Raw genomic sequence first — 26,624 nt, 5'->3', positions numbered from 1 at the left:
CCGCCCGCCCTCTTGCCGAGGGCGCGCAACGGTAGAGTTTCTGGCAGCGCCGTTCCTTGAACGGCGCTGCTTGCTTTTTGTGCAGGCAGCTTGCCCGGGAAAAGTTTTCACAAGAGGCTGACGGGGGAATCGTCCGATTCCGCGGGCCCTTAGCCGAGGGCTTTGAGGTGCGGCGAGAACCGTAATATTTCGTTCGGTTTTTGGTCCAGTTGCCGGCCATCGGCCTGTCGGGTACATTAAATCACCTTGTTAGCCATCTTCGGACGCAACTATTGAATGTTACACTTAAAGATTAAATGCGTCCTTCTTAAAGAAAAAAGCAAAACTTTCTGCGACCAAGGGGGTGGACACTTGACTCATTGCACGGTCTCGCGCTGACTCGGCGGCCCGAGAGCGGCCCCGACTGTTCGTCAGGACGACGGACGGCAGGGGGCCCGCAAGGGTAGGCGCCGGCTTCGATCGGGACGTCAGCGTTCCGGTCCGGGAGGTTCGGGCGTCTTCGTCGATAGCGAAGAGAGGCGGAGACCGCATCTGGCGAGAGGCGGTGCCGCCGGGAACATCCAGGGACGAGGGCAGACTGTGGACGCGACACCAGACGCGAGCGTGCGGACGTTGGCCGGCGAGGACGTGCAGGGAGGTGCACTCGCCGAGCGGTGGGTCCGGGTCAGGAGCCGGCTGCGCGCCGAGGTCGGCGAGGCGGCTTTCAAGAGCTGGCTCAAGCCGCTGGTGCTGATGGGTGTTCGCGACGCCTCGATTCGCCTGGGCGTGCCGTCCCGCTTCATGCGCGACTGGGTGATCGGCAACTACGCCGAGCGGCTGCGCCATCTCTGGAGCGAGGAGGCGCCCGAGGTCCGCGGCGTCGAGGTCGTCGTGCTGCCGCCGAGCGCCGGGCCGTCCACGGCGGCGCGTCCGGCCGCCGCCGGCGCCCAGGGCGATTCCGAGGCCGGCGTCGCGCCGCCGGCCGGCACGGCGTCCGCGGCCGCGATCCAGGCGGCGCGCGCGCAGGATGCCGGAGAGGCGGCGCTCGACGCCCGGGCCCTGGAGATCTCGGCGCCGCTCGATCCGCGCTTCACCTTCGACAACTTCGTGGTCGGCAAGCCGAACGAGCTGGCCTACGCTGCCGCCCGGCGCGTCGCCGAGGCCGAGACCGCGCCCTTCAATCCCCTGTTCCTCTACGGCTCGGTCGGCCTCGGCAAGACCCATCTGATGCATGCCATCGCCTGGCACCTGCGTCTGCACAAGCCCAGGAAGCGGGTCATCTACCTGTCGGCCGAGAAGTTCATGTACCAGTTCGTGCGTGCCCTGCGCACCAAGGACACCATGGCCTTCAAGGAGCAGTTCCGCACGGTCGACGTCCTGATGATCGACGACGTGCAGTTCATCTCCGGCCGCGAGGCGACCCAGGAGGAGTTCTTCCACACCTTCAACGCCCTGGTCGACCACAACCGGCAGGTCGTGATCTCGGCGGACAAGAGCCCCTCGGACCTGGAGGGTGTCGACGAGCGGATGCGCTCGCGCTTCGGCTGGGGCCTGGTCGCCGACATCCACCCGACGACCTACGAGCTGCGCCTCGGCATCCTGCAGGCCAAGGCCGAGCAGGTCGGCGTCACCGTGCCGCTCAAGGTCATCGAGTTCCTGGCCCACAAGATCACCTCGAACGTCCGCGAGCTGGAGGGCGCGCTCAACCGCATCGTCGCCCACGCCACGCTGGTCGGCCGGCCGGTCACCCTGGAGACCACCCAGGAGGTGCTGCACGACCTGCTGCGCGCCTCGGACCGCCGGGTCACCATCGAGGAGATCCAGAAGCGGGTCGCCGAGCACTTCAACATGCGCCTCGCCGACATGACCTCGGCGCGCCGCGCCCGGGCGGTCGCCCGGCCGCGCCAGGTCGCGATGTACCTGGCCAAGCAGCTGACCAGCCGCTCGCTGCCGGAGATCGGCCGCAAGTTCGGCGGCCGCGACCACACCACGGTGATGCACGCGGTGCGCAAGGTCGAGGAGCTGAAGACCAGCGATTCCAGCTTCGCCGAGGACGTCGAGCTGCTGCGCCGCATGCTCGAGGCCTGACGCGGCGGCGCCTCGCCCCCGGCGATGTTGCGGCCGCTCGGGGGCGGCGCCGGCCGGGCCCTCGTGAGCGGGCGGCCGGCGGGTCGCCGCGGCCATGGGCGACGGCCCGAAAAGGCGCGAAAATCCTTACCCTTCAAAGCCGCTATGCTATAGTGCGCCCCCGAATTCCGGTGCCGCCGAGTCGTCGGTGTGCGCTTGCGAAGCCGGGAGCCAGTCCGCATCGCCTTTTCCGATGGGGATCCGAGTTCACCGAGGCGCCTTCCAGCCAGACCGAAGAGTTTCCCGAACGATGAAGCTGACGATCGAACGCGCGGCCCTCCTGCGGTCGCTGGCCCACGTCCAGAGTGTCGTCGAACGGCGCAACACCATCCCGATCCTGTCGAACGTGCTGATCGAGGCACAGGACGGACGGCTCGGCCTGACCGCGACCGACATGGACCTGACGATCGTCGAGCAGACCGACGCCGCGGTCGCGACGCCCGGGGCGACCACGGCGCCGGCGCACACGCTCTACGACATCATCCGCAAGCTGCCGGACGGCGCCGAGGTCGAGCTCTCGACCGGCGGCGACGGCCAGCTGACGCTGCGGGCCGGGCGCTCCAACTTCAACCTCGCCACCCTGCCGCGCGAGGACTTTCCGACCGCCGGCACGACCGACCTGCCGCACTCCTTCGAGCTGCAGGCGCGCGAGGCCAAGCACCTGATCGACCGCACGCGCTTCGCGATCTCGACCGAAGAGACCCGCTACTACCTCAACGGCATCTACCTGCACGCCGCGAAGAGCGGCGAGGTGCCCGTGCTGCGCGCGGTCGCGACCGATGGCCACCGGCTGGCCCGCTTCGAGATGCCGCTGCCGTCGGGCGCCGAGGACATGCCGGGCGTCATCGTGCCGCGCAAGACGGTCAACGAGCTGCGCAAGCTGATCGACGAGGTCGACGGCTCGCTGACCGTGTCGCTGTCGGAGACGCGGATCCGCTTCGCCTTCGGCGCGACGCTGCTGACCTCGAAGCTGATCGACGGCACCTTCCCGGACTACGAGCGGGTCATTCCGACCGGCAACGACAAGATCATGGAGGTCGACTGCAAGTCCTTCGCCGAGGCGGTCGACCGCGTCTCGACGATCTCCAGCGAGAAGAGCCGGGCGGTCAAGATGAGCGTCGCCGAGGGCGCCGTGACCCTGTCGGCGACCAGCCCGGAGAACGGCAGCGCCGAAGAGGACGTCGCGATCAACTACAGCGGCCCGACCATCGAGATCGGCTTCAACTCGCGCTACCTGCTCGACATCGCCGGCCAGATCGAGGGCGACGGCGCCGAGTTCGCCATGGCCGACGCCTCCTCGCCGACCCTGGTGCGCGACGTCACCGACTCCAGCGCGCTCTACGTGCTGATGCCGATGCGGGTCTAGGGCGCGGACGCGCCCCGGCCCCCCGGCGACCGCCCTTGGGAGCGACCGCGACCGCTTTGACCAGCCGCCAGACCGCCCCTCTGTGGCTTCGGCGGGTGGCGCTGACCCGCTTCCGCAACCTGCGGCAGGCGGAGCTGGCGACCGACGCCCGCCCGGTCGTGCTGACCGGCCCGAACGGCGCCGGCAAGACCAACCTGCTCGAGGCAATCTCCCTGCTGACGCCGGGCCGCGGCCTGCGCCGCGCGCCGCTCGCCGAGCTGGAGAGCCGCGAGCCGGCCAACGACGCGAGCGCCGTCGGCTGGGCCGTCGCCGCCGAGCTCGTGACCCCGGACGGGCCGCGCAGCCTCGGCACCGGCAGCGAGCCCGGCGTGCCGGGCAGGTCGGGCGGCGAGGCCGCCGACAAGCGCCTGGTGCGCATCGACGGCGAGCGGGCGAGCAGCCAGCAGGCGCTCGGCGAGCTGCTCTCGGTGGTCTGGCTGACGCCGCAGATGGATCGCCTGTTCCTCGACGGGCCGAGCGCGCGGCGACGCTTCCTTGACCGCCTGGTCTACGGCTTCGATCCGCGCCACGCCGGGCGCCTGACCGCCTACGAGAAGGCGCTGCGCGAGCGCTCGCGCCTGCTCCGTGCCGGCAGCTGGGATCCGGTCTGGGTCGGTGCGCTGGAGGACAGCCTGGCCGAGCGCAGCGTCGCCATCGCCGCGGCGCGCCGCGCGGCCGTCGAGCGCCTGGCCGGTGCCTGCGCGCAGAGCCTCGGCGCCTTCCCGCGTGCGGGCCTGGGCCTCGCCGGCGACGCCGAGACGCGGCTCGGCGAGGCGCCGGCCGTCGAGGTCGAGAGCCGGCTGCGCGAGACCCTGGAGCGCCAGCGCGAGCACGACGCCGAGACCGGCGGCGCCGGCGTCGGCGCGCATCGCGCCGACTTCAGCGTCAGCCACCTGGAGCGCCGCCTGCCGGCGGCGCTCTGCTCGACCGGCGAGCAGAAGGCGCTGCTGATCTCGATCGTCCTGGCGCACGCCCGGCTGATCGCCCTGGAGAAGGGGGCGGCGCCCCTGCTGCTGCTCGACGAGGTCGCCGCGCACCTCGACGAGCCGCGCCGCGAGGCCCTGTTCGAGGAGCTGTTGGCGCTCGGCGCACAGTCCTGGCTGACCGGCACGGACACCGCTCCCTTCGCGCCGCTCGGCGCCGCCGCGCAGCACGTCCTGGTGCAGGAAGGACTGCTCCGCACGCAAGGCTGATTCCACAAGCACTTGGCGTCAGCCGACCCCATATCTGCTAGACTGAGTAGACACCATGACAGACCAGACCCCGACCTCTCCGTCCGACGACCAGGCCGCGAGCGACGCCTACGGCGCCGGCTCGATCAAGGTGCTGCGCGGCCTCGAAGCCGTGCGCAAGCGCCCGGGCATGTACATCGGTGACACCGACGACGGCTCGGGCCTGCACCACATGGTCTACGAGGTCGTCGACAACGCCATCGACGAGGCGCTGGCCGGCTACTGCGACATCGTCGAGGTGACGCTGAACGGCGACGGCTCGGTGACGGTCTGCGACAACGGCCGCGGCATCCCGGTCGACATCCACGAGGAGGAGGGGGTGTCGGCCGCCGAGGTCATCATGACCCAGCTCCACGCCGGCGGTAAGTTCGACCAGAACTCCTACAAGGTCTCCGGCGGCCTGCACGGCGTCGGCGTCTCGGTGGTCAACGCGCTCTCCGAGTGGCTCGAGCTGCGCATCTGGCGCAACGGCAGGGAGCACTGGATGCGCTTCCGCGGCGGCGAGGCCGAGGCGCCGCTCGCGGTGCGCGGCGAGCCGGTCGGCAGGAAGGGCACCGAGATCACCTTCCTGCCCTCGACCGCGATCTTCACGAAGACCGAGTTCGACTTCGCGACCCTGGAGCACCGGCTGCGGGAGCTGGCCTTCCTGAACTCCGGCGTGCGCATCCGCCTGACCGACGCGCGCAAGCCCGAGCCGCTGGTCTGCGACCTGCACTACGAGGGCGGCCTGGTCGCCTTCGTGAAGTACCTGGACCGCAGCAAGCAGAGCCTGATCGACCCGCCGGTCCACATGGTCGCCGAGCGCGACGGCATCACCGTCGAGGTCGCGATGCAGTGGACCGACAGCTACCACGAGACCATGCTCTGCTTTACCAACAACATCCCGCAGCGCGACGGCGGCACCCACCTCGCCGGCTTCCGCGGCGCCCTGACCCGCCAGGTCAACGGCTACGCGACGGAATCGGGCCTCCTGAAGAAGGAGAAGGTGGCGCTGACCGGCGACGACGCGCGCGAGGGCCTGACCTGCGTGCTGTCGGTCAAGGTGCCGGACCCGAAGTTCTCCAGCCAGACCAAGGACAAGCTGGTCTCCTCCGAGGTCCGCCCGGTCGTCGAGTCGATCGTCAACGACAAGCTGCAGCAGTTCTTCGAGGAGAATCCGAACGAGGCGCGCAAGATCGTCGGTAAGGTCGTCGAGGCGGCGACCGCCCGCGAGGCGGCGCGCAAGGCGCGCGAGCTGACCCGGCGCAAGGGCGTGCTCGACGTCGCCTCGCTGCCCGGCAAGCTGGCCGACTGCCAGGAGCGCGATCCGGCGAAGTCCGAGCTGTTCATCGTCGAGGGCGATTCGGCCGGCGGCTCGGCCAAGCAGGGACGCGACCGCAAGTCCCAGGCGATCCTCCCCCTGCGCGGCAAGATCCTCAACGTCGAGCGGGCGCGCTTCGACAAGATGCTGTCGAGCCAGGAGATCGGCACCCTGATCACGGCGCTCGGCACCGGCATCGGCCCCGAGGAGTTCGACCTCTCGAAGCTGCGCTACCACAAGATCGTCATCATGACGGACGCCGACGTCGACGGCAGCCACATCCGCACGCTGCTGCTGACCTTCTTCTTCCGGCAGATGCGCGCGCTGATCGAGGCCGGGCACCTCTACATCGCCCAGCCGCCGCTCTACCGCGCCAAGCGCGGCGACAGCCTGACCTACATGAAGGGCGACCGGGAGATGGAGGAGTACCTGATCGGCTCCGCCATCCGCGAGGCGGTGCTGCGCTTCGCCGGGGCGGACGGCGGGTCCGGCGACCAGCGGGCGGGCGAGGACCTGGCCGACCTGGTGCGCAAGGCGCTGCGCGCCCGCCACCTGATGGACTCGCTGGTCCACAAGGTCGGCTCCTGGGACGTCGTCGAGCAGAGCGCCATCGCCGGCGCGCTCAGCCGGGAGATCCTGGGCGACCCGGCGCGTGCCGCCGAGGCCGCCGAGATCATCGCCCGGCGCCTCGACGCCCTGGCCCCGGAGCACGAGCGGGGCTGGCAGGGCCTGGCCCCGGCCGACGGCGGCCTGCTCTTCACCCGCACTCTGCGCGGCGTGCCGGAGAGCCGGCGCATCGACGCCGCCCTCATCCAGTCCAGCGAGGCGCGCCAGCTCGACGCCATGGCGCGCGACCTGAAGGAGACCTACCTCCGGCCCGCGACCCTGCACGGCAAGGACCGCGAGGCGGCGATCTGGGGACCGGTCAGCCTGGCCGACACGGTGCTCGCCTGGGGCCGCAAGGGCGTCTCGCTGTCGCGCTACAAGGGCCTCGGCGAGATGAACCCCGAGCAGCTCTGGGAGACCACGCTGGATTCCAACGCCCGCTCGCTGCTCAAGGTACGCATCGCCCATGCCGAGGACGCCGACGGCATCTTCGACACCCTGATGGGCGACCTGGTCGAGCCGCGGCGCGACTTCATCCAGACCCATGCCCTCGAGGTCGCCAACCTGGACGTCTAGACGGCCGGCCCGCCCGCGGGGCCTTCTCGTGCCTGCGCGCCACAAGCGCCTTGCAGCGATTCGGCGAGGCCGTCCATGGTTAATCCTCGCTTAACGGGAATGCGCGAGACTCGGCGGGAACCGAGCCTGTGGGGGTGGCGCGAAGGATGTCCTTGGCGGTCGAGGTTCCGGGAAGGCACGACGCCGCGCCTCAGGAGGCGGCGGAGCGCGCGGCCGCGCTGATCGCGGTCGATGCGGCCGGCACGCTGCTGTCGATCAATCCCGCGGCGGCGGCCCTGCTGCGGCTCGACGGGCGCGCGCTGACCGGCCGGCCCGCGACCGACCTGCTCGCCGATCCGGCCGACGGCGGGCTGCTCGAGACGGGCGGGAGCTGCGTCCTGCAGTGCGGCGAGGGGTCGCTGCTGGTCTGCACGCTGCAGGTCGGGCGGATCGAGCTCGACGGCCGGCCGCTGCGGATCGTCACCCTGACCGCGGCGGAGGAGGCGGCCCGCGCCGCCCGCCTCAACGCGCTGCTGCGCTCGGCCCTCGACGAGCTGCCCGAGGCGCTGATCCTGTTCGACGACGACGACCGCCTGATCTACTTCAACCAGGCCTATCGCCGGATCTTTCCCTACATGCCCGGCTTCGACGAGCTGGAGGGCGCGCACTTCCTCGACATCGTCCGGCGCTCGATGGCGGCACCCGGGGTCGTGCAGGACCCGCTCGCCCGCGAGGATCCGGAGGCCTATCTCGCCAAGCGGATCGAGCGGCTGCACCGGCCGCACAAGGGGCCCTTCGAGCAGCGGGTCCGCGAGGGCTGGCACCTGGTCCAGGAGCTGCGCATCCCGGAGATCGGCTTCGTCTCGCTACGCAGCGACATCACCGAGGTCAAGCGGCTGGAGGCCAGCCTGGTCGAGCGCGAGGAGCTGTTCCGCACGCTGGCCGACACCTCGCCGGTCGCCATGGTGCTGACCCGGCTGACCGATGCCCGGGTCGTCTACATCAATCCGAGCGCCTCGGAACTGTTCGGCGTTCCGCTCGCGGAGGCGCCGGACAAGCACGCGCCCGACTTCTACGTCGATCCGGCCGATCGCACGCGCCTGGTCGAGCGCCTCAAGCGCGACGGCGTGGTGCAGGACGCGGAGATCGAGCTCAAGGACGCGCAGGACCACCCCTTCTGGGCGCTGCTCTCGGGCACGGCGACGGTCTACGGCGGCGAGCCGGTGCTGCTCATCTCGATCATCGACATCTCGCACCGCAAGCGCCAGGAGCGTGCCATCGAGGAGGCGAACCGCCAGCTCGCCGAGCTGGCCGAGCGCCTGCGCACGACCGGCGAGGAGGCCAATGCCGCGCGCCTGAGGGCGGAGGAGGCGAGCCGCACGAAGTCGGCCTTCCTGGCAATGATGAGCCACGAGCTGCGCACCCCGCTCAACGCCGTGCTCGGCTTCTCCTCGATCCTGCGCGACCAGCTGTTCGGCGCGATCGACGAGCCGAAGTACGTCGAGTACGCCCAGGACATCTACGAGAGCGGCGCCCACCTGCTGTCGATCATCAACGACATCCTCGATCTGTCGAAGATCGAGGCCGGCAAGATGGAGATCGAGCGCGAGTGGCTCTCGGCCGCCGATCTGGCGCGCTCCTGCCGGACCCTGGTGCGCGGCCTCGCCGACGAGAACGGCGTCGAGATCGACCAGCTGGTCGAGCCGACGGACCTCAAGCTGCACGCCGACCGCCGCGCGGCCAAGCAGATGCTGGTCAACCTGCTGTCGAACGCCTGCAAGTTCACGCCGGCCGGCGGGCAGATCTGGCTGCGCTTCCGGCCGGCCGCCGACGGCGGCGTGCGGGTCGACGTCGCCGACGACGGCATCGGCATGACCGGGGAGGAGATCGCCCGGGCCCTCGAGGCCTTCGGCCAGATCGCCCGCACCGGGGTCAGCCAGAAGGGCACCGGCCTCGGCCTGCCGCTGGTCCAGGGCCTGATCGAGCTGCACGGCGGCCGCCTCGAGGTCTGCAGCCGACCCGGCGAAGGCACGACGGCGACGCTGTACTTCCCGCCGGGCGCCGACTCTCCTCCCGCGAAAGCCTGACCCGTCCCCCGTCCTTCCGGCCTATCCGGCCTTCAGGCGGGCGAAGGCCGCGGCGTCGGTCCAATAGACGACCAGGTCCTCCAGCCCTTCGGCGAGGCTGTCGTAGAAGGCGCGCGCCGCGCGGTTGCCGCGCATCGCCGTCCAGACGAGGTAGCGGCCGTCGCCGGCGGCGGCGCTGCGCGCAGCCGCCTGCAGCAGGGCGCGGCCGACGCCGCGGCGGCGTGCCCACTCGGCGACGAAGAGATCGGCGATGTAGCGGCCGCGCATCCCGTCGCCTGTGTCGTAAATCGGGCAGTGCAGCACGTAGCCCGCCGCACGGCCGTCCAATTCCGCCAGCAGGGTCGCAAAGGCGGCGTCAGGGCCGAAGCCGTCGTTGCGGAAGCGCTCCTCGTCGAGTCCGGGCAGCTCGAGGCCTTCGTGGGCCGACAGTGCCCGGCAGAAGCCGACGATCGTCCCGGCGTCCTCGGGCCGAGCGGCCCGAATGACCAGGGGCATGGTGCCAACTCCAAGATCTATGTTAATCCGGCTCACCCTACACCACATCTCGAAGCATGGCACGCCGTACAGCTCCTCGGGGCACCGCCACTCCGGCCCTGCGCGCCGACATTGAAACCAGCGCCGCCGAGCGGCGGCTTCGCGGGGCGGCGCGCAGCGGCAGTGGCGGTGGCCGCTCGGCCGCGGCGCGCGGCGGCTCGGGCGGCGGCACCGGAAAGCGCGCGGCGGCGAGGCCGCGCGACTGGCGCTGGCTGCGCCGCCTCGCGCTCTGGACCGGTGTCGCGGCGATCTGGGGCGCGGTCGCGCTGGGCGGCCTGCTGGCCTGGTACGCCTACGACCTGCCCTCGGTCTCGGCGCTCGGCGACTACACGCGCAAGCCCAGCATCCGCCTGATCGACGCCGACGGCCGGCCGCTCGCGGCCTTCGGAGACCTCTACGGCGACACCATCCCGGTCGCCGACCTGCCGGCCTACCTGCCGCAGGCGGTCATGGCGGTGGAGGACCGGCGCTTCTACAGCCACTTCGGCATCGACCCCTGGGGCATCCTGCGCGCCCTGGTCGCCGACGTGATGGCCGGCCAGCTGCGCGAGGGCGGCTCGACCATCACCCAGCAGCTCGCCAAGAACCTGTTCCTGACCCCGGACCGCACGATCAAGCGCAAGGTCCAGGAGATGATGCTGGCGATCTGGCTGGAGACCAAGCTCAGCAAGGACCGCATCCTCTCGCTCTACCTCAACCGGGTCTATCTGGGCGCCGGCACCTACGGCGTCGACGCCGCGGCGCATCGCTATTTCGGCAAGTCGGCGCGCGAGGTCGGGCTCTACGAGGCGGCGATGATCGCCGGCCTCCTGAAGGCGCCGTCGCGCTACAACCCGGCGAACGATCCCGATCTCGCCCATCGCCGGGCCTCGACCGTGCTGCACTCGATGGCCGAGGCCGGCTTCATCACCGAGGCGGAGGCCGAGCGGGCGATCCGCGAGCGCAAGCGCGGCCAGCCCCAGGTCGCCGACCGCGGCCGCTACTTCGCCGACTGGGCGCTGAGCCGCGTCGCCGAGGAGGCCGGGCCGCTGGAGGGCGACGTCGTCGTCTCGACGACGCTCGATTCGCGCGTCCAGCGCATCGCCGAGGAGGAGACCGCGAAGCTGCTCGACGGCGCGGCCAGGAAGGCGGGCGCCGGCCAGGCGGCGGTCGTGGTGATGGGCCCCGACGGCGCGGTCAAGGCGATGGTCGGCGGCCGCAGCTACGGCGACAGCCAGTTCAACCGCGCGGTCCAGGCGCTGCGCCAGCCCGGCTCGTCCTTCAAGCCCTTCGTCTATCTCGCCGCCCTCGAGTCCGGCATGACGCCGGACAGCCCGGTGCTCGACGCGCCGATCGAGTTCAAGACGCCGAACGGCGTCTGGCGGCCGTCCAACTTCACCGACAAGTACCGCGGCACCGTCACCCTGCGCGAGGCCCTGGCGCGCTCGCTCAACACGCCGGCCGTGCGGCTCGCCGAGAGCGTCGGCGTCGACAAGGTCGCGGCGGTCGCCCACCGCATGGGCATCACGACGCCGCTCGCCGAGAACCTCAGCCTGGCGCTGGGCAGCTCCGAGGTCAGCGTGCTCGACATGGCCACCGCCTACAGCGTGCTGGCCAACGGCGGCGACGGCGTGCTGCCCTACGGCGTCTCGCGCATCGAGAGCGCCGACGGCCAGCTGATCTACGACCGTCACGGCGGCGGCCTCGGCCGGGTGATTCCGCCGGCGGTGCAGGCGAGCATGGTCGACATGATGCAGTCGGCTGTGGCCTGGGGCACGGCGCGCCACGCCGATCCCGGCCGCCCGGCCGCCGCCAAGACCGGGACCAGCCAGGACTTCCGCGACGCCTGGTTCGTCGGCTTCACCGCCGACTGGACCGTCGCGGTCTGGCTCGGCAACGACGACGGCAAGCCGATGGACGGTGTCACCGGCGGCAGCCTGCCGGCGCAGCTCTGGCGCGCCATCATGACGCGCATCTCCGCGGGCCTCCCGCCGCGGCCGCTGGTCTACGCCGCGGCGGTGCCGAGCGGCGCCGGGCGGGCCGGCGAAGCGCCGGCGAGCGATCAGGGCGGCGGCGGGCCGGGGCTGCTGGAGAACCTGATCGAGCGGCTGACCGGCTCGGGCGGCGGCACGGCGCAGCCGCGCTCGGACGGCGCGGGCCGGAGGCTCACCAAGCCCGGCAACGACCGCTGAGCCGGGCGCGCCGGGGCGGCCCCGCCGGCGGCGCTACTCCGCCAGCACCACGCCCTCGCGCCGCGGATCGGCGCCGCCGTCGTAGACGCCTTCGACCCGCCGGATCGTGTGCAGGCCGCTGACCAGCGGCCGCAGCCGGACCTCGTGGCCGCGTGCGGTCAGCGCCTGGACGTCCCCGCTCAGCGCCGTGCCGGCCTCCAGGTCGGTGACGCCGTTTCGGTTGACGACGTGGGGCAGGGCGACGGCCTGCTGGGCGGTCAGGTGCCAGTCGATCAGGGCGATCAGGTCCTGCAGCACGTAGCCGATGATCGCACTGCCGCCCGGCGAGCCGGTCGCCGCGAAGAAGCGCCCCTCGTCGTCGAAGACGATGGTCGGCGACATCGAGCTGCGCGGCCGCTTGCCCGGCTCGACCCGGTTGGCGACCGCCACCTCGTCGACCTGGGGCACGAAGGAGAAGTCGGTCAGCTGGTTGTTCAGGATGAAGCCGTCGACCATCAGGCGCGAGCCGAAGGCGTTCTCGACCGACGAGGTCATCGAGACGACGTTCCCGGCCGCGTCGACGACCACGAAATGGGTCGTCGAGGGCGGCTCGTACTGGCGCGTGACGGCGGCCTTCTGCTTGATCTGGCCGGGCTCGGCGACGCCCAGGCTGTGGCTGCGCTCGACCAGGGCGGCCCGCTTGCGCAGGTAGGTCTTGTCGAGCAGCCGCGCGACCGGCACCGGCACGAAGTCGCTGTCGGCGACGTAGGCGTTGCGGTCGGCGAAGGCGAGGCGCCCGGCCTCGGCCATCAGGTGGACCGCGTCCAGGGAATTCGGCGCCTCCTTGCCCAGCTGGAAGTTCTCCAGGATGCCGAGCATCTGCAGCACCGCGATGCCGCCGGAGGTCGGCGGCGGCATGCCGCAGACCTTGTAGGACCGGTAGCCGCTGCACAGAGGATCGCGTTCCCTGGCCTGGTAGCCGGCGAGATCCGCCGCGGTCATGCGTCCGGGATCGCCGGGTGCGGCCCGCACCGTCTTCACGATGTCCTCGGCGATGCGGCCCTTGTAGAAGGCGTCGGCGCCGCCGCCGGCCAGCGCTTCCAGGGTCTCGGCGTAGGGCTCGTTGACCAGCCGGTCGCCGGCCTGCTTGGGCGAGCCGTCGGGCCGGTAGAAGTAGGTCTTCGGCGTGTCGAAACGGTTCAGGTAGGGGTCCTCGGCGATCTCCATGGCCAGGCGCGGCGAGACCTGGAAGCCCTCGCGGGCGAGCGCGATCGCCGGCTGGAACAGGCCGGCCCAGGGCAGCTTGCCGTGGTTGCGATGGGCCAGCTCGAGCAGCCGCGGCACGCCGGGCACGCCGACCGCAAGGCCGCCGACGACCGCCTCGTAGAAGTCCATCGGCGTGCCGTCCGCGTGCAGGAACTGGTCCGGGCTGTCCGCGGCCGGTGCCGTCTCGCGCCCGTCGTAGGCGTGCAGCTTCTGCGCCGCGGCGTCCCAGTAGAGCAGGAAGGCGCCGCCGCCGATGCCCGACGACTGTGGCTCGACCAGGCCCAGCATCGCCTGGATCGCGACCGCCGCGTCCATCGCGCTGCCGCCCTGCCTGAGGATCGCCATGCCGGCCTCGGCGGCGCGGGGATTGGCCGCGGCCACCATGCCGGCAGCCAGCTTGCCGCTGCGGGCGGACGCCGGTGCCGCGTCGAGGCACAGCGGCGCGAGGGCGAGCAGGAGGAGCAGCAGGAAACGGTGGGCCATCGGGACTCCCTGGCAGGGGCCCCGGGCGGATCAGGTGGGGGCCAGCCTCTTGCAGAGCGACATGCTCTCGACATGGTGCCCGTGGCTCTGGAGCAGGGCAACCAGCCAGGCCGGGCGCTGCTCGCCCTCCACGACCGGCAGGCAGGTGTGGATCGCCCGGCAGCCGAGTCGCCCGGCCTCGGCCTCCAGCGCCTGGACGATCATCTCGGCGACGCCGCGCCGGTCGAGCAGCTCGAAGGCGAGTAGGTGGCTGACCATGAGCACCCAGCCGTGCACGATGTCCGGCAGGCAGTGGAAGGCGACCAGCCCGATGATCACGCCGCTCTCGTTCTCGACCGTGAGGATCGAGCGCCGCGGATCGGAATGTCCGTCGCCGACGAAGGCTTCCGCGAAGGCCGTCCAGACCTCGAGGGTCGTCTCCGGAAGGGCGTTGCGCACCAGCGGGTAGGCCAGGAACGCACGCTCCCGCGTCAAGGGCCGGGTCGTGAAGCTGCGCACGGGTGTCTTTCCAGTCACGGGGATCGCTTCTGTCAGGGGCGTCATGGTTTCTTGGGCACTTCTTATCGTTCTTCCGCTACGCAGGCCCGTCGCCGGAAAGGGACGGCCTTTGGAGCATGCCGCGTCGCGCCAGCCGCCGGCCTTGACCTACGTCAAACGGTCGCTGCTGGCATGCAGCCGACGTCTCGATTTCACGCGGCGCAGGTGGTAATGTGCGGAAAGCCGAATGCGTGGCCGGCCTTCGGGGCCGGAGCACAACCCAACGGTGGTGGGATGCACCAGACACTTTCTCCTTTCGATATCAGCAGGATCCGCGGCCTGGCGCCGGCCCAGGAACGTGCCGGCGCCGAGAAGGAGTCGCCCTGCGGGGCCTGTTCCGTGCGTCACCTGACCTTCTGCGCCCCGCTCGGCGAGGAAGAGCTGAACCACGTCACGCGGATCGTGCAGAACGTCGAGCTGCATCCGGGCGATCCGCTGTTCGACGAGGGCGAGGAAGCGACCAACATCTACTCGGTCACCGCCGGCGCCATGAAGGTCTACAAGCTGCTGCCCGACGGCCGCCGCCAGATCATCGGCTTCCTGTTCTCCGGCGACTTCCTGGGCCTCGCCGACGACGAGGTCTACGCCTACAGCGCCGAGGCGATCATCCATTCGACGCTCTGCCGCTTTCCGCGGCGCAAGCTGGAGGCGCTGCTCGAGCGCTATCCGCGCATGGAGCGGCGCCTGCTCGGCATGGCCAGCCACGAGCTCGCCGCCGCCCAGGAGCAGATGCTGCTGCTCGGCCGCAAGACCGCCCGCGAGAAGATCGCGAGCTTCCTGCTGCTGCTCGGCCAGCGGGCGGCGCAGCGCGGGCAGACGGCCAATCCGGTCTCGGTGCCGATGAGCCGGAACGACATCGGCGACTACCTGGGCCTGACCACCGAGACGGTCAGCCGCACCTTCACCCAGCTGCGCCAGGGCAAGCTGATCGCCCTGCTGCCGGCCGGGCGCGTCGACCTGCTCGACGTCGAGGCACTGCGCGAGATCGCCGAAGGCAACTGAAACGACGACAAGGGAGGCCTGCGCTTCGGTGCCGGCCGCCCGCGTTGCGCCGCCGCGGGCGGCGCGCTAATGCTGTCCGCCCTGCAGCGCAGCATGAGGAGGCCGCCGTGGTCGAGTACGGGGGAGCCGCCAAGCCGACGCCCGCAATGACGCCGAACCGGATCCGCGCCCGCAAGGGCGGCGAACCGATCGTCTGCCTGACCGCCTACGACTTCCCGACGGCCAGGCGCCTGGACCCGCTGGTCGACCTGCTGCTGGTCGGCGATTCCATGGCCAACGTGGTCTATGGCTTCGACACGACCCATGGCGTCACCCTCGACATGATGATCGCCCACGGCGGCGCCGTCGCGCGCGCCGCCGCCCACGCCTGCGTCGTCGTCGACCTGCCCTTCGGCTGGTACCAGGAGTCGCGCGAGCAGGCGATGCGCAGCGCCGTCCGGGTGATCCGCGAGACCGGCTGCGCCGCGGTCAAGCTGGAAGGCGGGCGCGAGATGGCCGAGACCATCGCCTTCCTGGTCGAGCGCGGCATCCCGGTGATGGGGCATGTCGGCCTGAAGCCGCAGATGATCCGCTCGATGGGCGGCTTCCGCACCCAGGGCAAGACGCCGGGCGAGGCCGAGGCGGTGATCGAGGACACCCGGGCCGTCGACGCCGCCGGCGCCTTCGCGATCGTCATCGAAGGCACGGTCGAGGAGGTCGCGGCCGAGGCGACGCGGGTCGCCGCCGCGCCGACCATCGGCATCGGTGCCTCGGCCTCCTGCGACGGCCAGGTCCTGGTCACGCCCGACATGGCCGGCCTGACGGTCGGCCACGTGCCGCGCTTCGTGAAGCGCTACGCCGAGCTCGGCGAGGCGCTGGAGCGCGCCGCCGCCGACTACGCCGAGGAGGTGCGCCAGCGCCGCTTCCCCGGCGATGGTCAGGTCGTGCGCCTCGCCAAGCCATGAGATGGGCGGCCAGGAGTCGGATGGACGTGACGGGCGGCCGGCCGTGAGCGGCCTCGCGATCGCCCGCGACGTGGCGGCGCTGCGCGGGCAGGTCGCCGGCTGGCGGCGCGCCGGCGAGACCGTCGGCCTGGTGCCGACCATGGGCGCGCTGCACGAGGGCCACCTGACCCTGGTACGCCGCGCCAAGGAGCGCTGCGACCGGGCGGTCGCGACGATCTTCGTCAATCCCAAGCAGTTCGACCGCAAGGAAGACCTGGAGAGCTATCCGCGCAGCGAGGCCGAGGACGTGCGGCTGCTCGAATCGGTCGGCTGCGACCTGCTGTTCGCGCCGCTCGACGTCGCGGTCATCTACCCGCCCGGCTTCGTCACCAGGGTCTCGGTCGCCGGGTTGTCGGCCTGCCTCGACGGGCTGCACCGGCCCGGCCACTTCGACGGCGTCACGACGGTGGTCAGCAAGCTGCTGCTCCAGGCCCTGCCCGACGTCGCCTTCTTCGGCGAGAAGGACTTCCAGCAGCAGACCATCGTGCGGCGCATGGCCCGCGACCTGGACATTCCGGTCGAGATCGCGGCGGTGCCGACGGTGCGCGAGGCCGACGGCCTCGCCATGTCGTCGAGGAACCGCCTGCTGACGCCGGAGCAGCGCGCCCTGGCGCCGCTGCTCGCCCGGGTGCTGAACGAGACCGCCGAGGCCATCGCCGTCGACCCGACCGCCGAGGCCGCGCCCTTCATCGCCCAGGCGCGCCTGAGGCTGGGCCGCGGCGGCTTCGACAAGATCGACTACGTCGAGCTGCGCGCCGCCGACGACCTGGGCGAGCTCGCCAGCCTGGAGCGCCCCGGCCGCCTGCTCGCCGCCGCCTGGCTGGGCCGCACCCGGCTCATCGACAACGTCGCGGTAGGGTAGGGAGCGCCGGTCGGGCTGCCGGTCGGGCCGGTGACCAGCAGGATGCCGTGCGGCCGCTCGACGACCTCCAGGAAGCGGTCGCGGGTCGCGTCGTCGAAACCCAGGGCCGCGAAGTCGAGCTCGATGCCGCCGCGGTCGAGCAGGCGCAGCACGACGCTCTCGCCGCGCACCGCCGGCAGGATCGAGACGCGCACGTCGACCGTGCGCCCGCGCACCGCCAGGTCGAGCCGGCCGTCCTGGGGCAGGCGCCGCTCGCCGATGTCCAGCCGCGCCATGATCTTGAGCCGCGAGACCACGGCGAGGTGCAGGGCCAGCGGCTGGCTGTCCAGCTCGACCAGCACGCCGTCGATGCGCAGGCGCACCAAGAGGGCCCTGTCGGTCGGCTCCAGGTGGATGTCCGAGGCGCCGGCCTCGACCGCCTCGGCGAGCCAGCGGTTGACCAGGCGGATGACCGGCGCGTCGCTCGCCAGATCGCGCAGCCGCTCGGCGTCCTCGGCGCGCAGCGCCGCCTCGGCGGCCGTGTCGGCGGCGCCCCCGCCCCCCGCTTCCGCCTCGAGAGCGGCGTCGCCGTAGAGCCGCTCCAGCGCCCGCTCGATGTCGCCGGCGACCGCGACCCGGCGCAGCACCGGCCGCCCGAGCGCATAGGCGACGGCCTCCGCCGCCGCGTCGTCGAGCGGATCGGCCATGGCCAGCGCCAAGCCCCCGGCCTCCTCGGCCAGCGGCAGCACCCGCGCCTCCCTGAGGAAGCGCGCGCTCAGCCGCTCCTCGTGCAGCGGGCCGGCGGGAAAGGCCTCGGCGGCGACCTGCGGCAAGCCGAGCAGCTCGGCGAAGCGCGCCGCCAGCTCGGTCTCGGCGATCAGCCCGAGCCGGGTCAGCACCCGGTCGAGCCGCTCGCCGGTCTCGGCCTGCAGATGCCGCGCCCGCCCCGCCGCCGCCCGGTCGATCCGGCCGTCGGCGACCAGGCCGTCCAGCAGGTCGCCGGGCACTACGGATAGCGTCGGCTCGCGTGCATGCATGCAGCCTTCTCCTGCGTCCTCGTCGTTTAGCCTACTGTGCCACTTCAACACTTTCGTGCGCGAATTGTTAGCCCCACCGGGCTTCCCAATGCTCCCGTCCAGGAGCTATTCCCGGTAGGAAATGCGCATCAACCCCCAAATCACAGATTTTCTAAAGACTTGAGCATCTTTGGGATACGTCACCCGCACCTCTTCATCACTAACCCAGCGAACATCAATCTCCCTCCGACCGCGCATGGAGAAAAAATAATCATCTCCGATTTCTCCAATTTTCGCATCTGGTAGTAATGAGATGCTTGTTGCAAAATCTGTTGTTGCACTGCAATCGGACACAGCAACAACTGCTGCGGTGACACCCCCTGGCGACACTACTTTCTTAACTATCTCTTCTCGACATTGTCCTCCCCATATGAGCTGAGATCGCAGGAAGCTCGCTGACGATTACCCCAAAACCACACCGACAGATAGCGCCACCCAAAGAGCGATCGCTATTCTCATCCCTCATGTCCCATATCTGAACCAGTCGATGCCTCGCCCGAAGGTATAGGCGACGGCTTCGGCCGCCGCGTCGTCGAGCGAATCGGCCATGGCCAGCGCCAAGCCCTGGGCCTCCTCGGCCAGTGGCAGCTTCTGCATCTCGGCGAAGCGCGGGGAGGACTTCGGCAGCGACCTGCGACAGCCCCAGTAGCTCGACAGGTGTCTACCCACCCGACCCCATCGAAGCTCTTGTCAACGCTGTAGCAATCGCATCCTCGGGAACAAGGACCACATTCGACTTGTAACCCAGACCCGATTCGCTACCACCTCTCAAGTAAAAGCAAATGTTCTCGGGGCTCCGACGAAGATCAAAAGCGGCTTGCGGTGGCTTGTCTTGCAGACGTTCCTTGTCGGCAACGTTTACGAAAATGTAGTAGGTGATCCTCCCGCTCGAAAGTTCATCCTGTCTCTGAATCGGGTCGATTTCCTGTAGACCAAGCCGCACGCCACGCCAAAAAACATAGGAGAACGATATAGTAAGGCGATCGTCTGGTCGGTTGCAGAGGAAAGCTGTGTTACCGAGATTGTATAAATGCTCCATTGCAAACTGAGACAGATTCGTCGCGCTCGTGAACTCGATCTTAAGCAACAGCCGATGCGGTTTCACTGTTCCGGTGAGTGATTGTCCGCTTCGTTCCAGGTCACTGCTGTTCACCATGCCAAGTACCGGGCTGGCCGCGGGTCCAGGCATCTCATCCTGATCGTACCAATCCACGGCTTGCACCGAAACGAAGGCAAGGTCATCAGGTGTGTTGGCGGTGGCACATCCGCTGAAGAGCGTTGCAATCAGTGCCACCGTACAGGCAACACCCAATTTCGTGATCCTCATTTCGTACAAGCTCCCGGCGTCATGCACGCAAGATCAATATTAGCATGATTCAAGTCAATATTCTTGAATGTCGTTGCAAGTCGTTGAGGGCCAGATCCCCAGTCTCCACCAATAACGGCGATGAAATTGACAAAACTTCCTGCACCCCCCACTGCATTGAAGTCGGTCCACGTACCAGCGTTCGCAGCGACATCAGCATAGTTCGGCCGAATCCAACTCACCGGATCTACCGTGATCAACGAGTCTACCCGATGCCCAGCGGCAACAACAGATGCAGCTGTATCACCACCATAGCTATGACCGCTTACCGTAACCGCTCCGCCGTAGGAATCGATCCAAGAGGCGAGCGCACCACCTTGATCCCATGTGAAGTAGGCAGCGCCTGCTTCAGGATTGCTCTGGATGTAGTCATTGTAAGCCGTATAGGCTGGCCCGTTGATCGTGTGGTCGAAAAATCCACCGACAAAAGCCGTGGCCCCCTTCCCTGAGTGCGACAGCGTCGGTTCACCACCGCGGCTGTCGGCACCTGCGTGACTAGCCAGGTACGTGAAAGCCCCGCTCGCAGCACCGTTCTGGAACTTTCCACCACCGATCAGTGCCGTTGTGCCGCCAACGGCAGCCGAGGCGGCAATCCCAGCGCCAAAATCACCCTTCGTTGCTACATCTGCATAGTGCCCGGCGACGACGCTGAAGCCTGCGGAAAGAGCGGCCGTCTTGAAGTCCCCGCCTGTGGCCTCCGCCAGTGCACCCCGGAAAGCGGCGTTCGCGACAACACGCTGCAGGAGCTGATCCTTGGGGAAGGCGTCGCCGATGCCGTAGGTGACGCCGGCGCTGATGCCGCCCAGGATCGCGCCCTTCGGCCCGCCGGTGATGCCGCCCACGACCACGCCGCTGACGACCGCGGCCTGGGTCGCGTTGAGCAGGCCCGTGCCGATCGCGAGCGAGCCGCCGGCCGGGCCCAGGACCGCCGTCAGGCCCACGGCCAGGGCGACCTGGGCGATCTGGTTCTGCTGGACGATCTCGATGCCCTTGCTGATGATCGCGACGTGCGGCTCGATGATCGTCTTCTCGACGACGTGGACCACCGCCGAGACGATGCTCTTCACGATGTGCTTGAAGAAGCCGAAGAAGAAGCCGGTCGGGTCGGTGTAGGCGAGCGGGTTGTTGAGGACGTAGCTGTAGGCGTTGAAGGCCTGGGAGTTGGTCAGGTCCTGGATCGCGATGTCGGCCGACAGGAAGCGGCCGATCTGCGCGTCGTAGAGCCGGCCGTTCATGTGCACGAGCGCGACCTCCTCCAGGTGCTCGTGCTGGGTGAAGCCCCGGTTGGTCAGGCTGGTGATCGTCTCCTGCGGGTCGTCCGTGCCGTCGGTAAAGCGCCGCTTGCCCCAGGCGTCGTAGCTCAGCCGCTCGACGACCTGGCCCGCCTCGTCGGTGATGACCGAGATCGAGCCCAGGTTGTCGGCCTGGAAGTAGCGGGTCATGGTCGAGATCGTCGTGGTCCCGCCGCCGCCCGCCTCCTCGATCTCGTAGAGCGTCGCCACCGTGCTGCCGCCGGCGTGGATCAGCGCCTCGTAGCGCGCGAGACCGGTGACCGCGTCGACGGTCTTCTCCAGGTGCGCACTGGCCGAGAGGCCGATGTAGTAGGTCATCGCGCCGGGCGCCGACTGGGTCACCCGCTGGTGCTCCGGGCCGTAGCCGAAGATCAGCGTCTGGCCGTTGCGCTCGACCGTCGCCGGCTGGTCGAAGGCCGTCCAGGTCATCACCCGGCCGTTGCCGGAGAGCATGTTGCCCTTGGCGTCGTAGCTGAAGCTGGTGGTCAACGTGCCGCTGATCGAGGCGACCGCATGGGGCAGCGCGCCGCCGGCCGGCGCGTAGGAGTAGGTGCCTACGTCCGACTTGTAGGTGATGTTGCCGACCGCGTCGTAGTCGACCGTCTCTGATCGTGACCTCGGCCTCTTTGCCGATGCCCTCGGCTGGCGTGGGCCGGCGCTGCCTCGAACGTCCCCTTAGCGCCGCGCGATCGGCGCGACCTCCTGCATCTCGGCGTCCCAGGGGAAGAGGATCCAGGTGTCCTGGCTGACCTCGGTGACGTAGCTGTCGACCAGCGGCCGGCCGGCCGGCTTGGCGTAGACCGTGGCGAAGTGCGCCTTGGGCAGCATCTCGCGGACCTTGCGGTAGGTCTTGCCGGTGTCGACCAGGTCGTCGACCACGACCCAGCCCTCGCCGTCGCCGGGCACGCCCTTCAGCACCGTCAGCTCGCCCTGCTTCTTGTCGTCGTAGCTGGCGATGCAGATCGTGTCGATCGTGCGGATCTCCAGCTCGCGGGCGACCACCGCGGCCGGCACCAGGCCGCCGCGGGTGATCGCGACGACGCCCTGGAAGGGCCCCCGCTCCATCAGCCGCCAGGCCAGGGCCCTGGAGTCGCGGTGCAGCTCCCACCAGGAGACGGGGAAGGTCTTGGTGAAGGGATGGTCGCTCATCGGGCCCTCGTGCGCTGTTCGACCAGGGCTCTAGCCGAGCCGGGCCATCGCCGCAAGCCGGCGCGCGCTCTTCAGGCCGCCGCGTCCCCGCCGGGCGCCAGGGCGCAGAACTCGCGCTCGGCGGCGGTCACCGAGCGGCGGCGGTGGCGCAGCAGCGAGAAGCGCCGCGACGGCAGCGCCAGGTCGAGCGCGACCAGCGTGCCGGCCTTGAGCGCCGCCCCGGCGACCAGGCGGGACATCACCGAGGCGCCGCCTCCCGCCTCGACGGCGGCGCGCACCGCCTCGTTGGAGGGGAACTCGAAGGCGACCGGCAGGGCCTCCGGCGCCAGGCCGGCGGCCGCGGCGGCGGCCTCCAGCGCGGCGCGGGTGCCGGAGCCGCGCTCGCGGATCACCCAGTCGGTCGCGGCGAAGTCGAGCGGCCCTGCCGGCGTCGCCCTCGCCCAGGGATGGCCCGCGCCGACCACCAGGACCAGCTCGTCCTCGGCGACCGGCCGGGCCTCGAGCTCCGGCCCGTCGACCTCGCCCTCGACGAAGCCGAGGTCGGCGACGCCCTCGCGCACCCAGCCGGCGACCGTCTCGGTGTTGCCGATGCGGACCTCGAGGGCGATGTCGGGGAAGCGCGCGCGGTAGCGCTGCATCAGCGGCGGCAGCCAGTAGTTGCCGACGGTCTGGCTGGCGGCCAGGGAGAGCGAGCCGCGCTTGAGGCCGGCGAGGTCGGCGAGGGCGGTCTCCGCCGAGGCGGCACGGGCCAGGACGGCGCGGGCCTCCTCCAGGAAGATCCGCCCGGCCTCGGTCAGCACGATGCGGCGGCCGACCCGGTCGAACAGCCGGGTCTGGTAGCGGGCTTCCAGCGCGGCGACGGCGGCGCTGGTCGCCGACTGGGTCAGGCTGAGGTCGCGGGCCGCCCGGGTGACGTGCTCGCGCTCGGCGACGGCGACGAAGATGCGCAGCTGCTCCAGCGTCATCCCGGCTTCATAGCACGACCTCGACCAGCAGCAGGCTGAAGCTGGCGATGAACAGGAAGGCGCCGAGGCCGAGCAGCGCCGGCCTGAGGCCCTTCTCGCGCAGCTTGCGGAAGTCGGTCGCGAGGCCCATGGCGGCCAGCGCCATCGACAGCAGGAAGGTCGTGACCGGCACGATCACCGACTTCGCCTCGGCCGGCACGGTGACCAGGCTGTTCAGCACGACCATGGCGATGAAGCCGAAGGCGAACCAGGGGATCGGCGCGCGCGCGTGGCTGTGGCCCCGATCGCCCTGGGCACCGCCCGCGGCGCGGGCCCGGCGGGCGGCCAGCAGGCCGAGGCCCAGCACGACCGGCGCCAGCATCATCACGCGCGACAGCTTGGCGACCGTGCCGAACTGGCCGGAGGCGGGGCCGTTCTGGAAGGCCGCGGCGACGACCTGCGCGATCTCGTGGATCGAGGAGCCGGCCCAGAGGCCGAAGGCCTGCGGGTCGAGGTGCAGCAGGCCCGGCAGCAGCGGATAGGCGAACATCGCGACGGTGCCGAACAGCGTGACGCAGGCGACGGCGTAGGCGACGTCCTCGTCGGAGGCGCCGGTCACGGTGTTGGTCGCGATCACCGCCGAGGCGCCGCAGATCGAGGTGCCGGCGGCGATCAGCTCGGCCAGCTTGCGCTCGACGCCGAGCCGGCGGCCGGCCCAGGTCGTGAAGACGAAGGTCGAGAACAGCACGACGACGATGACCGCGATGCCCGGCGCGCCGACCTCGGCGACCTGCGCTGCGGTCAGCTGCAGGCCGAGCAGGATGATTGCGAGGCGCAGGATGCGGCGCAGGGTGAAGGCGATGCCGGCCTTGGCGCGTCCGGGGGTCCCGACCAGGTTGTGGAAGGCCATGCCGACCAGCGTCGCCAGGATCAGCGGGCTGAGCGTCCCGATCACCGGCAGGCGGTGCAGCCCGAAGGCGAGCGCCGCCACCAGCCCGGTCAGGACGAGGCCCGGCGCGATGCCGGCGAGGCCGCCGAGCGGCGGGACCTTCTGGGACTGCTCTCGGGCGATCGCGGACATCTCTTCTCTCCTGCTGCGTCGCGGCAGGACGGTTTTCTCTCCTGCGGCTCGCCGGGAGAATGACAGCGCCGGAACAATCGATCCAACGCATGTTATTTGTCAAATCGTTCGATAAAAACGAACGGTATGGCTTTTGAGAGATCTCGGCCGGTCGCCGGCTGCCTCAGGAGATCGTCTCGGGCAGCGCGACCATGCGCACGCCGTTGATCCGCCAGCTGCCGTCCGGCTGCCGCTCCATCAGATAGAGCGCCAGCGCGGCCTTGCCGTCGGCGCCGACGAAATAGACCTCCTGCACCGCCTTGCCGTCCTCCAGGCTGAGCTTGCGGAACTCGACCTCGAGCGGCCGGTAGACCGCCGGATAGCCGGCGCGCACCATCTCCATGAAGGTCGCGGCGTTGCCGAAGCGGGCCTGGATGCCGGGCGAGGCGTAGGAAAAGGCCGCGCCGCCGTCGTCGCGCCTGAAGGCGTCGAGCTGCTGGCCGATGACCGCGCGGATCGCCTCGGCGTCCTGGGCGCGGGCCGGCGCCGCGGCGAGCAGGCCGGCGACCAGCAGCAGGATGGGCAGCAGCAGGACGGGCGACCGCGGGACGGGCAGGGCGGCGTGGCCGGGCAGGGAGCGGGGATTGGCCATGGCTGGACTCCGTGCTTTCTCCTAATACTGTGGCCGGCCGGACGCGCGACCAGTCCGGCAGCGCTACGCAGGACGAAAGGATCCGGATGCTGCAGAGCCTCATGGCCTATCGCGGAATGGCCACCGCGCCGCATCACCTGGCCGCCCAGGCCGGCCTCTCGGTGCTGCGCGAGGGCGGCAACGCGGTCGAGGCGATGGTCGCCATGGCCTCGACGATCGCCGTCGTCTACCCGCACATGAACGGGCTCGGCGGCGACGGCTTCTGGCTGATCGCGGCGCCCGGCAAGGCGCCGGTCGCGATCGAGGCCTGCGGCACGGCGGCGGCGGCGGCGACCCCGGCGCTCTACGAAGGCCACGCGGCGGTGCCGACGCGCGGGCCCCTGGCCGCCAACACCGTCGCCGGCGCGGTCGACGGCTGGCGCGTCGCGCTGGAGGTCTCGAAGGGCTGGGGCGGCCGCCTGCCGCTGGGCCGCCTGCTCGAGGAGGCGCTCTGGCACGCCCGCGAGGGCGTCGCCGTGACCGAGAGCCAGGCGCGCCTGACCCTCGGCAAGCTGGACGAGCTGCTCGGCCTTCCCGGCTTCGCCGAGACCTTCCTGCTCGACGGCCGCCCGCCGGCGCCGGGCGAGCGCCTGCGCCAGCCGGGGCTGGCGGCGACGCTCGAGCGCCTGGCCGAGGCCGGGCTCGACGACTTCTACCGCGGCGAGCTCGCGGCGGCGATCGGCGCCGGCCTGCAGGCCGCCGGCAGCCCGGTCGCCGCGGCCGACCTCGCCGGCTATCGCGCCCGGCGGGTCGCGCCGCTCACGGTCGAGCTGGCCGCCGGCCGGCTGCACAACCTGCCGCCGCCGACCCAGGGCCTCGCCTCGCTGGCGATCCTGGCGCTCTACGAGCGGATGGCCGCCGAGGCGCCGGAGGGCTTCGACTTCCTGCACCGGCTGGTGGAGGCGACCAAGCGCGCCTTCCTGATCCGCGACCGCGTCGTCGGCGATCCCGAGGCGATGACCGAGGACCCGGCGGCCTGCCTGACCGACGCGGCGCTGGATGCCGAGCTGGCTGCGATCGACCGGCGCCGGGCCGCGCCCTGGCCACAGCCCCTGCCGGGCGAGGGCGACACCATCTGGATGGGCGCGATCGACGGCGAAGGCCGGGCGGTCAGCTTCATTCAGAGCCTCTACTGGGAGTTCGGCTCGGGCGTCACCCTGGCCGACCTCGGCCTGGTCTGGCAGAACCGCGGCGCCGCCTTCCAGCTGCAGCCCGGCTCGCCGCGCAGCCTGGTGCCGGGGCGGCGGCCCTTCCACACCCTGAACCCGGCGCTGGCACGCCTCTCGGACGGCTCGACCCTGGTCTACGGCTGCATGGGCGGCGAAGGCCAGCCGCAGACCCAGGCCGCGGTCTTCGCCCGCCACGCGCTGCACGGCATCGGCCTGCAGCGTGCGGTCAGCCGGCCGCGCTGGCTGCTCGGCCGGACCTGGGGCGCGGAATCGGTGACACTGAAGCTCGAGAGCCGCTTCGACCCGGCGCTGATCGAGGCGCTGGCCGCGGCCGGCCATGCGGTCGAGCCGGTCGGCGCCTACGACGAGGTGATGGGCCACGCCGGCGCGATCCGGCTCTATCCCGACGGCCGCCTGGAGGGCGCCGCGGACCCGCGCAGCGACGGCTCGGTGGCCGGGTTCTGAAGCGGGGGGCGTGGGGGGCGGGCCCGGCCCTACTTGAACTCGATCTCGACGAAGACGAACTCGCCCTCGTTGGGATTGAAGACGTCGTGCTCGACGCCGGCCTGCTTGAAGTAGGAGACGCCGGGGGTCAGCTCGGCGAAGCTCGCCTTGCCCTCGGCGTCGACCAGCTTCAGCCGGCCCGGGGTCATCGGCACGACCACGTAGTCGTAGTCGTGCCGGTGCCAGCCGGTCGCCGCGCCCGGCGCGAAGCGCCACTCGGTGACGCGGGTCCGCTCGTTGTCGACCTGGACCGTCGGGACCGCCGCCTTGCCGGGCTCAGCCATGG

Annotated in this window: 21 protein-coding genes and 1 pseudogene; 10 read left to right on the top strand and 12 right to left on the bottom strand. The window is 70.6% G+C overall.

The genetic code is table 11. The annotated features are described in order from the left end of the window. Positions 1-627: 627 nt before the first annotated feature. The 5 genes from dnaA (at position 628) to B9O00_RS03115 (ending at position 9,291) form a co-directional block, all read left to right on the top strand. The gene (gene dnaA, locus B9O00_RS03135) at positions 628-2,067 is read left to right on the top strand and encodes a chromosomal replication initiator protein DnaA (RefSeq protein WP_089229554.1); all 1,440 of its coding nucleotides are present in this window, start codon (positions 628-630) and stop codon (positions 2,065-2,067) included. Between the two features lie 289 nt (positions 2,068-2,356). Beyond that, positions 2,357-3,472 carry a DNA polymerase III subunit beta gene (dnaN, locus tag B9O00_RS03130; protein ID WP_085120948.1) on the top strand — a complete coding sequence of 372 codons (1,116 nt, stop codon included), beginning with the start codon at positions 2,357-2,359 and terminating at the stop codon, positions 3,470-3,472. A gap of 95 nt (positions 3,473-3,567) precedes the next feature. Beyond that, the gene (recF, locus tag B9O00_RS03125) at positions 3,568-4,704 is read left to right on the top strand and encodes a DNA replication/repair protein RecF (RefSeq protein ID WP_235017020.1); all 1,137 of its coding nucleotides are present in this window, start codon (positions 3,568-3,570) and stop codon (positions 4,702-4,704) included. Between the two features lie 55 nt (positions 4,705-4,759). Then, complete coding sequence (gyrB, locus tag B9O00_RS03120) at positions 4,760-7,225, top strand: DNA topoisomerase (ATP-hydrolyzing) subunit B (protein WP_085120946.1); 2,466 nt, start codon at positions 4,760-4,762, stop codon at positions 7,223-7,225. Positions 7,226-7,377: 152 nt separating this feature from the next. After that, positions 7,378-9,291: a sensor histidine kinase gene (locus B9O00_RS03115; protein ID WP_085120945.1), complete on the top strand. Its 1,914-nt coding sequence runs from the start codon at positions 7,378-7,380 to the stop codon at positions 9,289-9,291. Positions 9,292-9,312: 21 nt separating this feature from the next. Here B9O00_RS03115 and B9O00_RS03110 read toward each other — a convergent pair whose 3' ends face one another. Beyond that, positions 9,313-9,786: a GNAT family N-acetyltransferase gene (locus B9O00_RS03110; protein WP_159460075.1), complete on the bottom strand. Its 474-nt coding sequence runs from the start codon at positions 9,784-9,786 to the stop codon at positions 9,313-9,315. Positions 9,787-9,842: 56 nt separating this feature from the next. Here B9O00_RS03110 and B9O00_RS03105 point away from each other — a divergent pair, with 56 nt between their 5' ends. Further along, the gene (locus B9O00_RS03105; protein WP_085120943.1) at positions 9,843-11,996 is read left to right on the top strand and encodes a transglycosylase domain-containing protein; all 2,154 of its coding nucleotides are present in this window, start codon (positions 9,843-9,845) and stop codon (positions 11,994-11,996) included. A gap of 33 nt (positions 11,997-12,029) precedes the next feature. Here the strand turns inward: B9O00_RS03105 and ggt are convergent, their stop codons facing one another. Together ggt and B9O00_RS03095 are read right to left on the bottom strand one after the other, a co-directional pair. Then, positions 12,030-13,724, bottom strand: a complete 1,695-nt coding sequence (gene ggt / locus B9O00_RS03100) for a gamma-glutamyltransferase (RefSeq protein ID WP_085120942.1) — start codon at positions 13,722-13,724, stop codon at positions 12,030-12,032. 30 nt (positions 13,725-13,754) lie between these two features. After that, the gene (locus B9O00_RS03095) at positions 13,755-14,240 is read right to left on the bottom strand and encodes a GNAT family N-acetyltransferase (protein WP_143596127.1); all 486 of its coding nucleotides are present in this window, start codon (positions 14,238-14,240) and stop codon (positions 13,755-13,757) included. A gap of 360 nt (positions 14,241-14,600) precedes the next feature. On the opposite strand from B9O00_RS03095, the gene B9O00_RS03090 reads away from it, so the two are divergent. The 3 genes from B9O00_RS03090 (at position 14,601) to panC (ending at position 17,108) form a co-directional block, all read left to right on the top strand. Next, positions 14,601-15,263, top strand: a complete 663-nt coding sequence (locus tag B9O00_RS03090; protein WP_218822770.1) for a cyclic nucleotide-binding domain-containing protein — start codon at positions 14,601-14,603, stop codon at positions 15,261-15,263. 146 nt (positions 15,264-15,409) lie between these two features. Further along, positions 15,410-16,207 (top strand): 3-methyl-2-oxobutanoate hydroxymethyltransferase, encoded by a 798-nt coding sequence (gene panB, locus B9O00_RS03085; RefSeq protein ID WP_085120939.1) that lies wholly within the window; start codon positions 15,410-15,412, stop codon positions 16,205-16,207. A 43-nt stretch (positions 16,208-16,250) separates the two neighbouring features. Beyond that, positions 16,251-17,108: a pantoate--beta-alanine ligase gene (gene panC, locus B9O00_RS33650; protein ID WP_235017019.1), complete on the top strand. Its 858-nt coding sequence runs from the start codon at positions 16,251-16,253 to the stop codon at positions 17,106-17,108. A gap of 26 nt (positions 17,109-17,134) precedes the next feature. Here the strand turns inward: panC and B9O00_RS03075 are convergent. From B9O00_RS03075 to B9O00_RS03045, 8 genes and pseudogenes are all read right to left on the bottom strand, one after another. Further along, positions 17,135-18,124 (bottom strand): annotated as a pseudogene (locus B9O00_RS03075) (GspE/PulE family protein); the annotation flags it as partial. Between the two features lie 501 nt (positions 18,125-18,625). Further along, a complete protein-coding gene (locus tag B9O00_RS03070; RefSeq protein ID WP_085120936.1) occupies positions 18,626-18,832 on the bottom strand; it encodes a hypothetical protein in 207 nt (68 codons plus the stop codon). Beyond that, positions 18,825-19,490 carry a hypothetical protein gene (locus B9O00_RS32295; RefSeq protein WP_143596126.1) on the bottom strand — a complete coding sequence of 222 codons (666 nt, stop codon included), beginning with the start codon at positions 19,488-19,490 and terminating at the stop codon, positions 18,825-18,827. The genes B9O00_RS03070 and B9O00_RS32295 overlap by 8 nt, the downstream gene beginning before the upstream one ends. Further along, positions 19,487-21,310, bottom strand: coding sequence for an RHS repeat-associated core domain-containing protein (locus tag B9O00_RS03065; protein WP_085120935.1), 1,824 nt, complete (start codon positions 21,308-21,310; stop codon positions 19,487-19,489). Before B9O00_RS03065 ends, B9O00_RS32295 begins: the two co-directional genes overlap by 4 nt. A gap of 186 nt (positions 21,311-21,496) precedes the next feature. After that, on the bottom strand, positions 21,497-21,970 hold the full coding sequence (gene gpt / locus B9O00_RS03060; RefSeq protein WP_085120934.1) for a xanthine phosphoribosyltransferase: 474 nt from the start codon (positions 21,968-21,970) through the stop codon (positions 21,497-21,499). A 71-nt stretch (positions 21,971-22,041) separates the two neighbouring features. Beyond that, the gene (locus B9O00_RS03055; RefSeq protein ID WP_085120933.1) at positions 22,042-22,935 is read right to left on the bottom strand and encodes a LysR family transcriptional regulator; all 894 of its coding nucleotides are present in this window, start codon (positions 22,933-22,935) and stop codon (positions 22,042-22,044) included. Positions 22,936-22,942: 7 nt separating this feature from the next. Further along, the gene (locus tag B9O00_RS03050) at positions 22,943-23,995 is read right to left on the bottom strand and encodes a YeiH family protein (RefSeq protein ID WP_085120932.1); all 1,053 of its coding nucleotides are present in this window, start codon (positions 23,993-23,995) and stop codon (positions 22,943-22,945) included. A 163-nt stretch (positions 23,996-24,158) separates the two neighbouring features. Further along, positions 24,159-24,626, bottom strand: a complete 468-nt coding sequence (locus B9O00_RS03045; RefSeq protein WP_085120931.1) for a DUF4864 domain-containing protein — start codon at positions 24,624-24,626, stop codon at positions 24,159-24,161. 86 nt (positions 24,627-24,712) lie between these two features. Here B9O00_RS03045 and B9O00_RS03040 point away from each other — a divergent pair, with 86 nt between their 5' ends. Next, entirely contained in the window at positions 24,713-26,299 is a 1,587-nt protein-coding gene (locus tag B9O00_RS03040) for a gamma-glutamyltransferase family protein (protein ID WP_085120930.1), read from the top strand. Between the two features lie 29 nt (positions 26,300-26,328). On the opposite strand, the gene B9O00_RS03035 is transcribed toward B9O00_RS03040, so the two are convergent. Continuing rightward, a complete protein-coding gene (locus tag B9O00_RS03035) occupies positions 26,329-26,622 on the bottom strand; it encodes a cupin domain-containing protein (RefSeq protein ID WP_085120929.1) in 294 nt (97 codons plus the stop codon). Positions 26,623-26,624 lie beyond the last annotated feature (2 nt).

The organism is Tistlia consotensis USBA 355 (assembly GCF_900177295.1).
GTDB lineage: Bacteria > Pseudomonadota > Alphaproteobacteria > Kiloniellales > DSM-21159 > Tistlia > Tistlia consotensis.
Note: the sequence above shows the minus strand (reverse complement) of the source record. Positions and strands in the feature narration are given on the sequence as shown.

Bases quoted from the DNA above. Each gene is read 5' to 3' on its own strand.
- B9O00_RS03110 (WP_159460075.1), bottom strand. From the start codon at position 9,786: ATGCCCCTGGTCATTCGGGCCGCTCGGCCCGAGGACGCCGGGACGATC.
- B9O00_RS32295 (WP_143596126.1), bottom strand. From the start codon at position 19,490: ATGAGGATCACGAAATTGGGTGTTGCCTGTACGGTGGCACTGATTGCA.
- gpt (WP_085120934.1), bottom strand. From the start codon at position 21,970: ATGAGCGACCATCCCTTCACCAAGACCTTCCCCGTCTCCTGGTGGGAG.
- B9O00_RS03050 (WP_085120932.1), bottom strand. From the start codon at position 23,995: ATGTCCGCGATCGCCCGAGAGCAGTCCCAGAAGGTCCCGCCGCTCGGC.
- B9O00_RS03045 (WP_085120931.1), bottom strand. From the start codon at position 24,626: ATGGCCAATCCCCGCTCCCTGCCCGGCCACGCCGCCCTGCCCGTCCCG.
- gyrB (WP_085120946.1), top strand. From the start codon at position 4,760: ATGACAGACCAGACCCCGACCTCTCCGTCCGACGACCAGGCCGCGAGC.
- ggt (WP_085120942.1), bottom strand. From the start codon at position 13,724: ATGGCCCACCGTTTCCTGCTGCTCCTCCTGCTCGCCCTCGCGCCGCTG.
- panB (WP_085120939.1), top strand. From the start codon at position 15,410: ATGACGCCGAACCGGATCCGCGCCCGCAAGGGCGGCGAACCGATCGTC.
- B9O00_RS03055 (WP_085120933.1), bottom strand. From the start codon at position 22,935: ATGACGCTGGAGCAGCTGCGCATCTTCGTCGCCGTCGCCGAGCGCGAG.
- B9O00_RS03105 (WP_085120943.1), top strand. From the start codon at position 9,843: ATGGCACGCCGTACAGCTCCTCGGGGCACCGCCACTCCGGCCCTGCGC.
- dnaN (WP_085120948.1), top strand. From the start codon at position 2,357: ATGAAGCTGACGATCGAACGCGCGGCCCTCCTGCGGTCGCTGGCCCAC.
- B9O00_RS03040 (WP_085120930.1), top strand. From the start codon at position 24,713: ATGCTGCAGAGCCTCATGGCCTATCGCGGAATGGCCACCGCGCCGCAT.
- B9O00_RS03035 (WP_085120929.1), bottom strand. From the start codon at position 26,622: ATGGCTGAGCCCGGCAAGGCGGCGGTCCCGACGGTCCAGGTCGACAAC.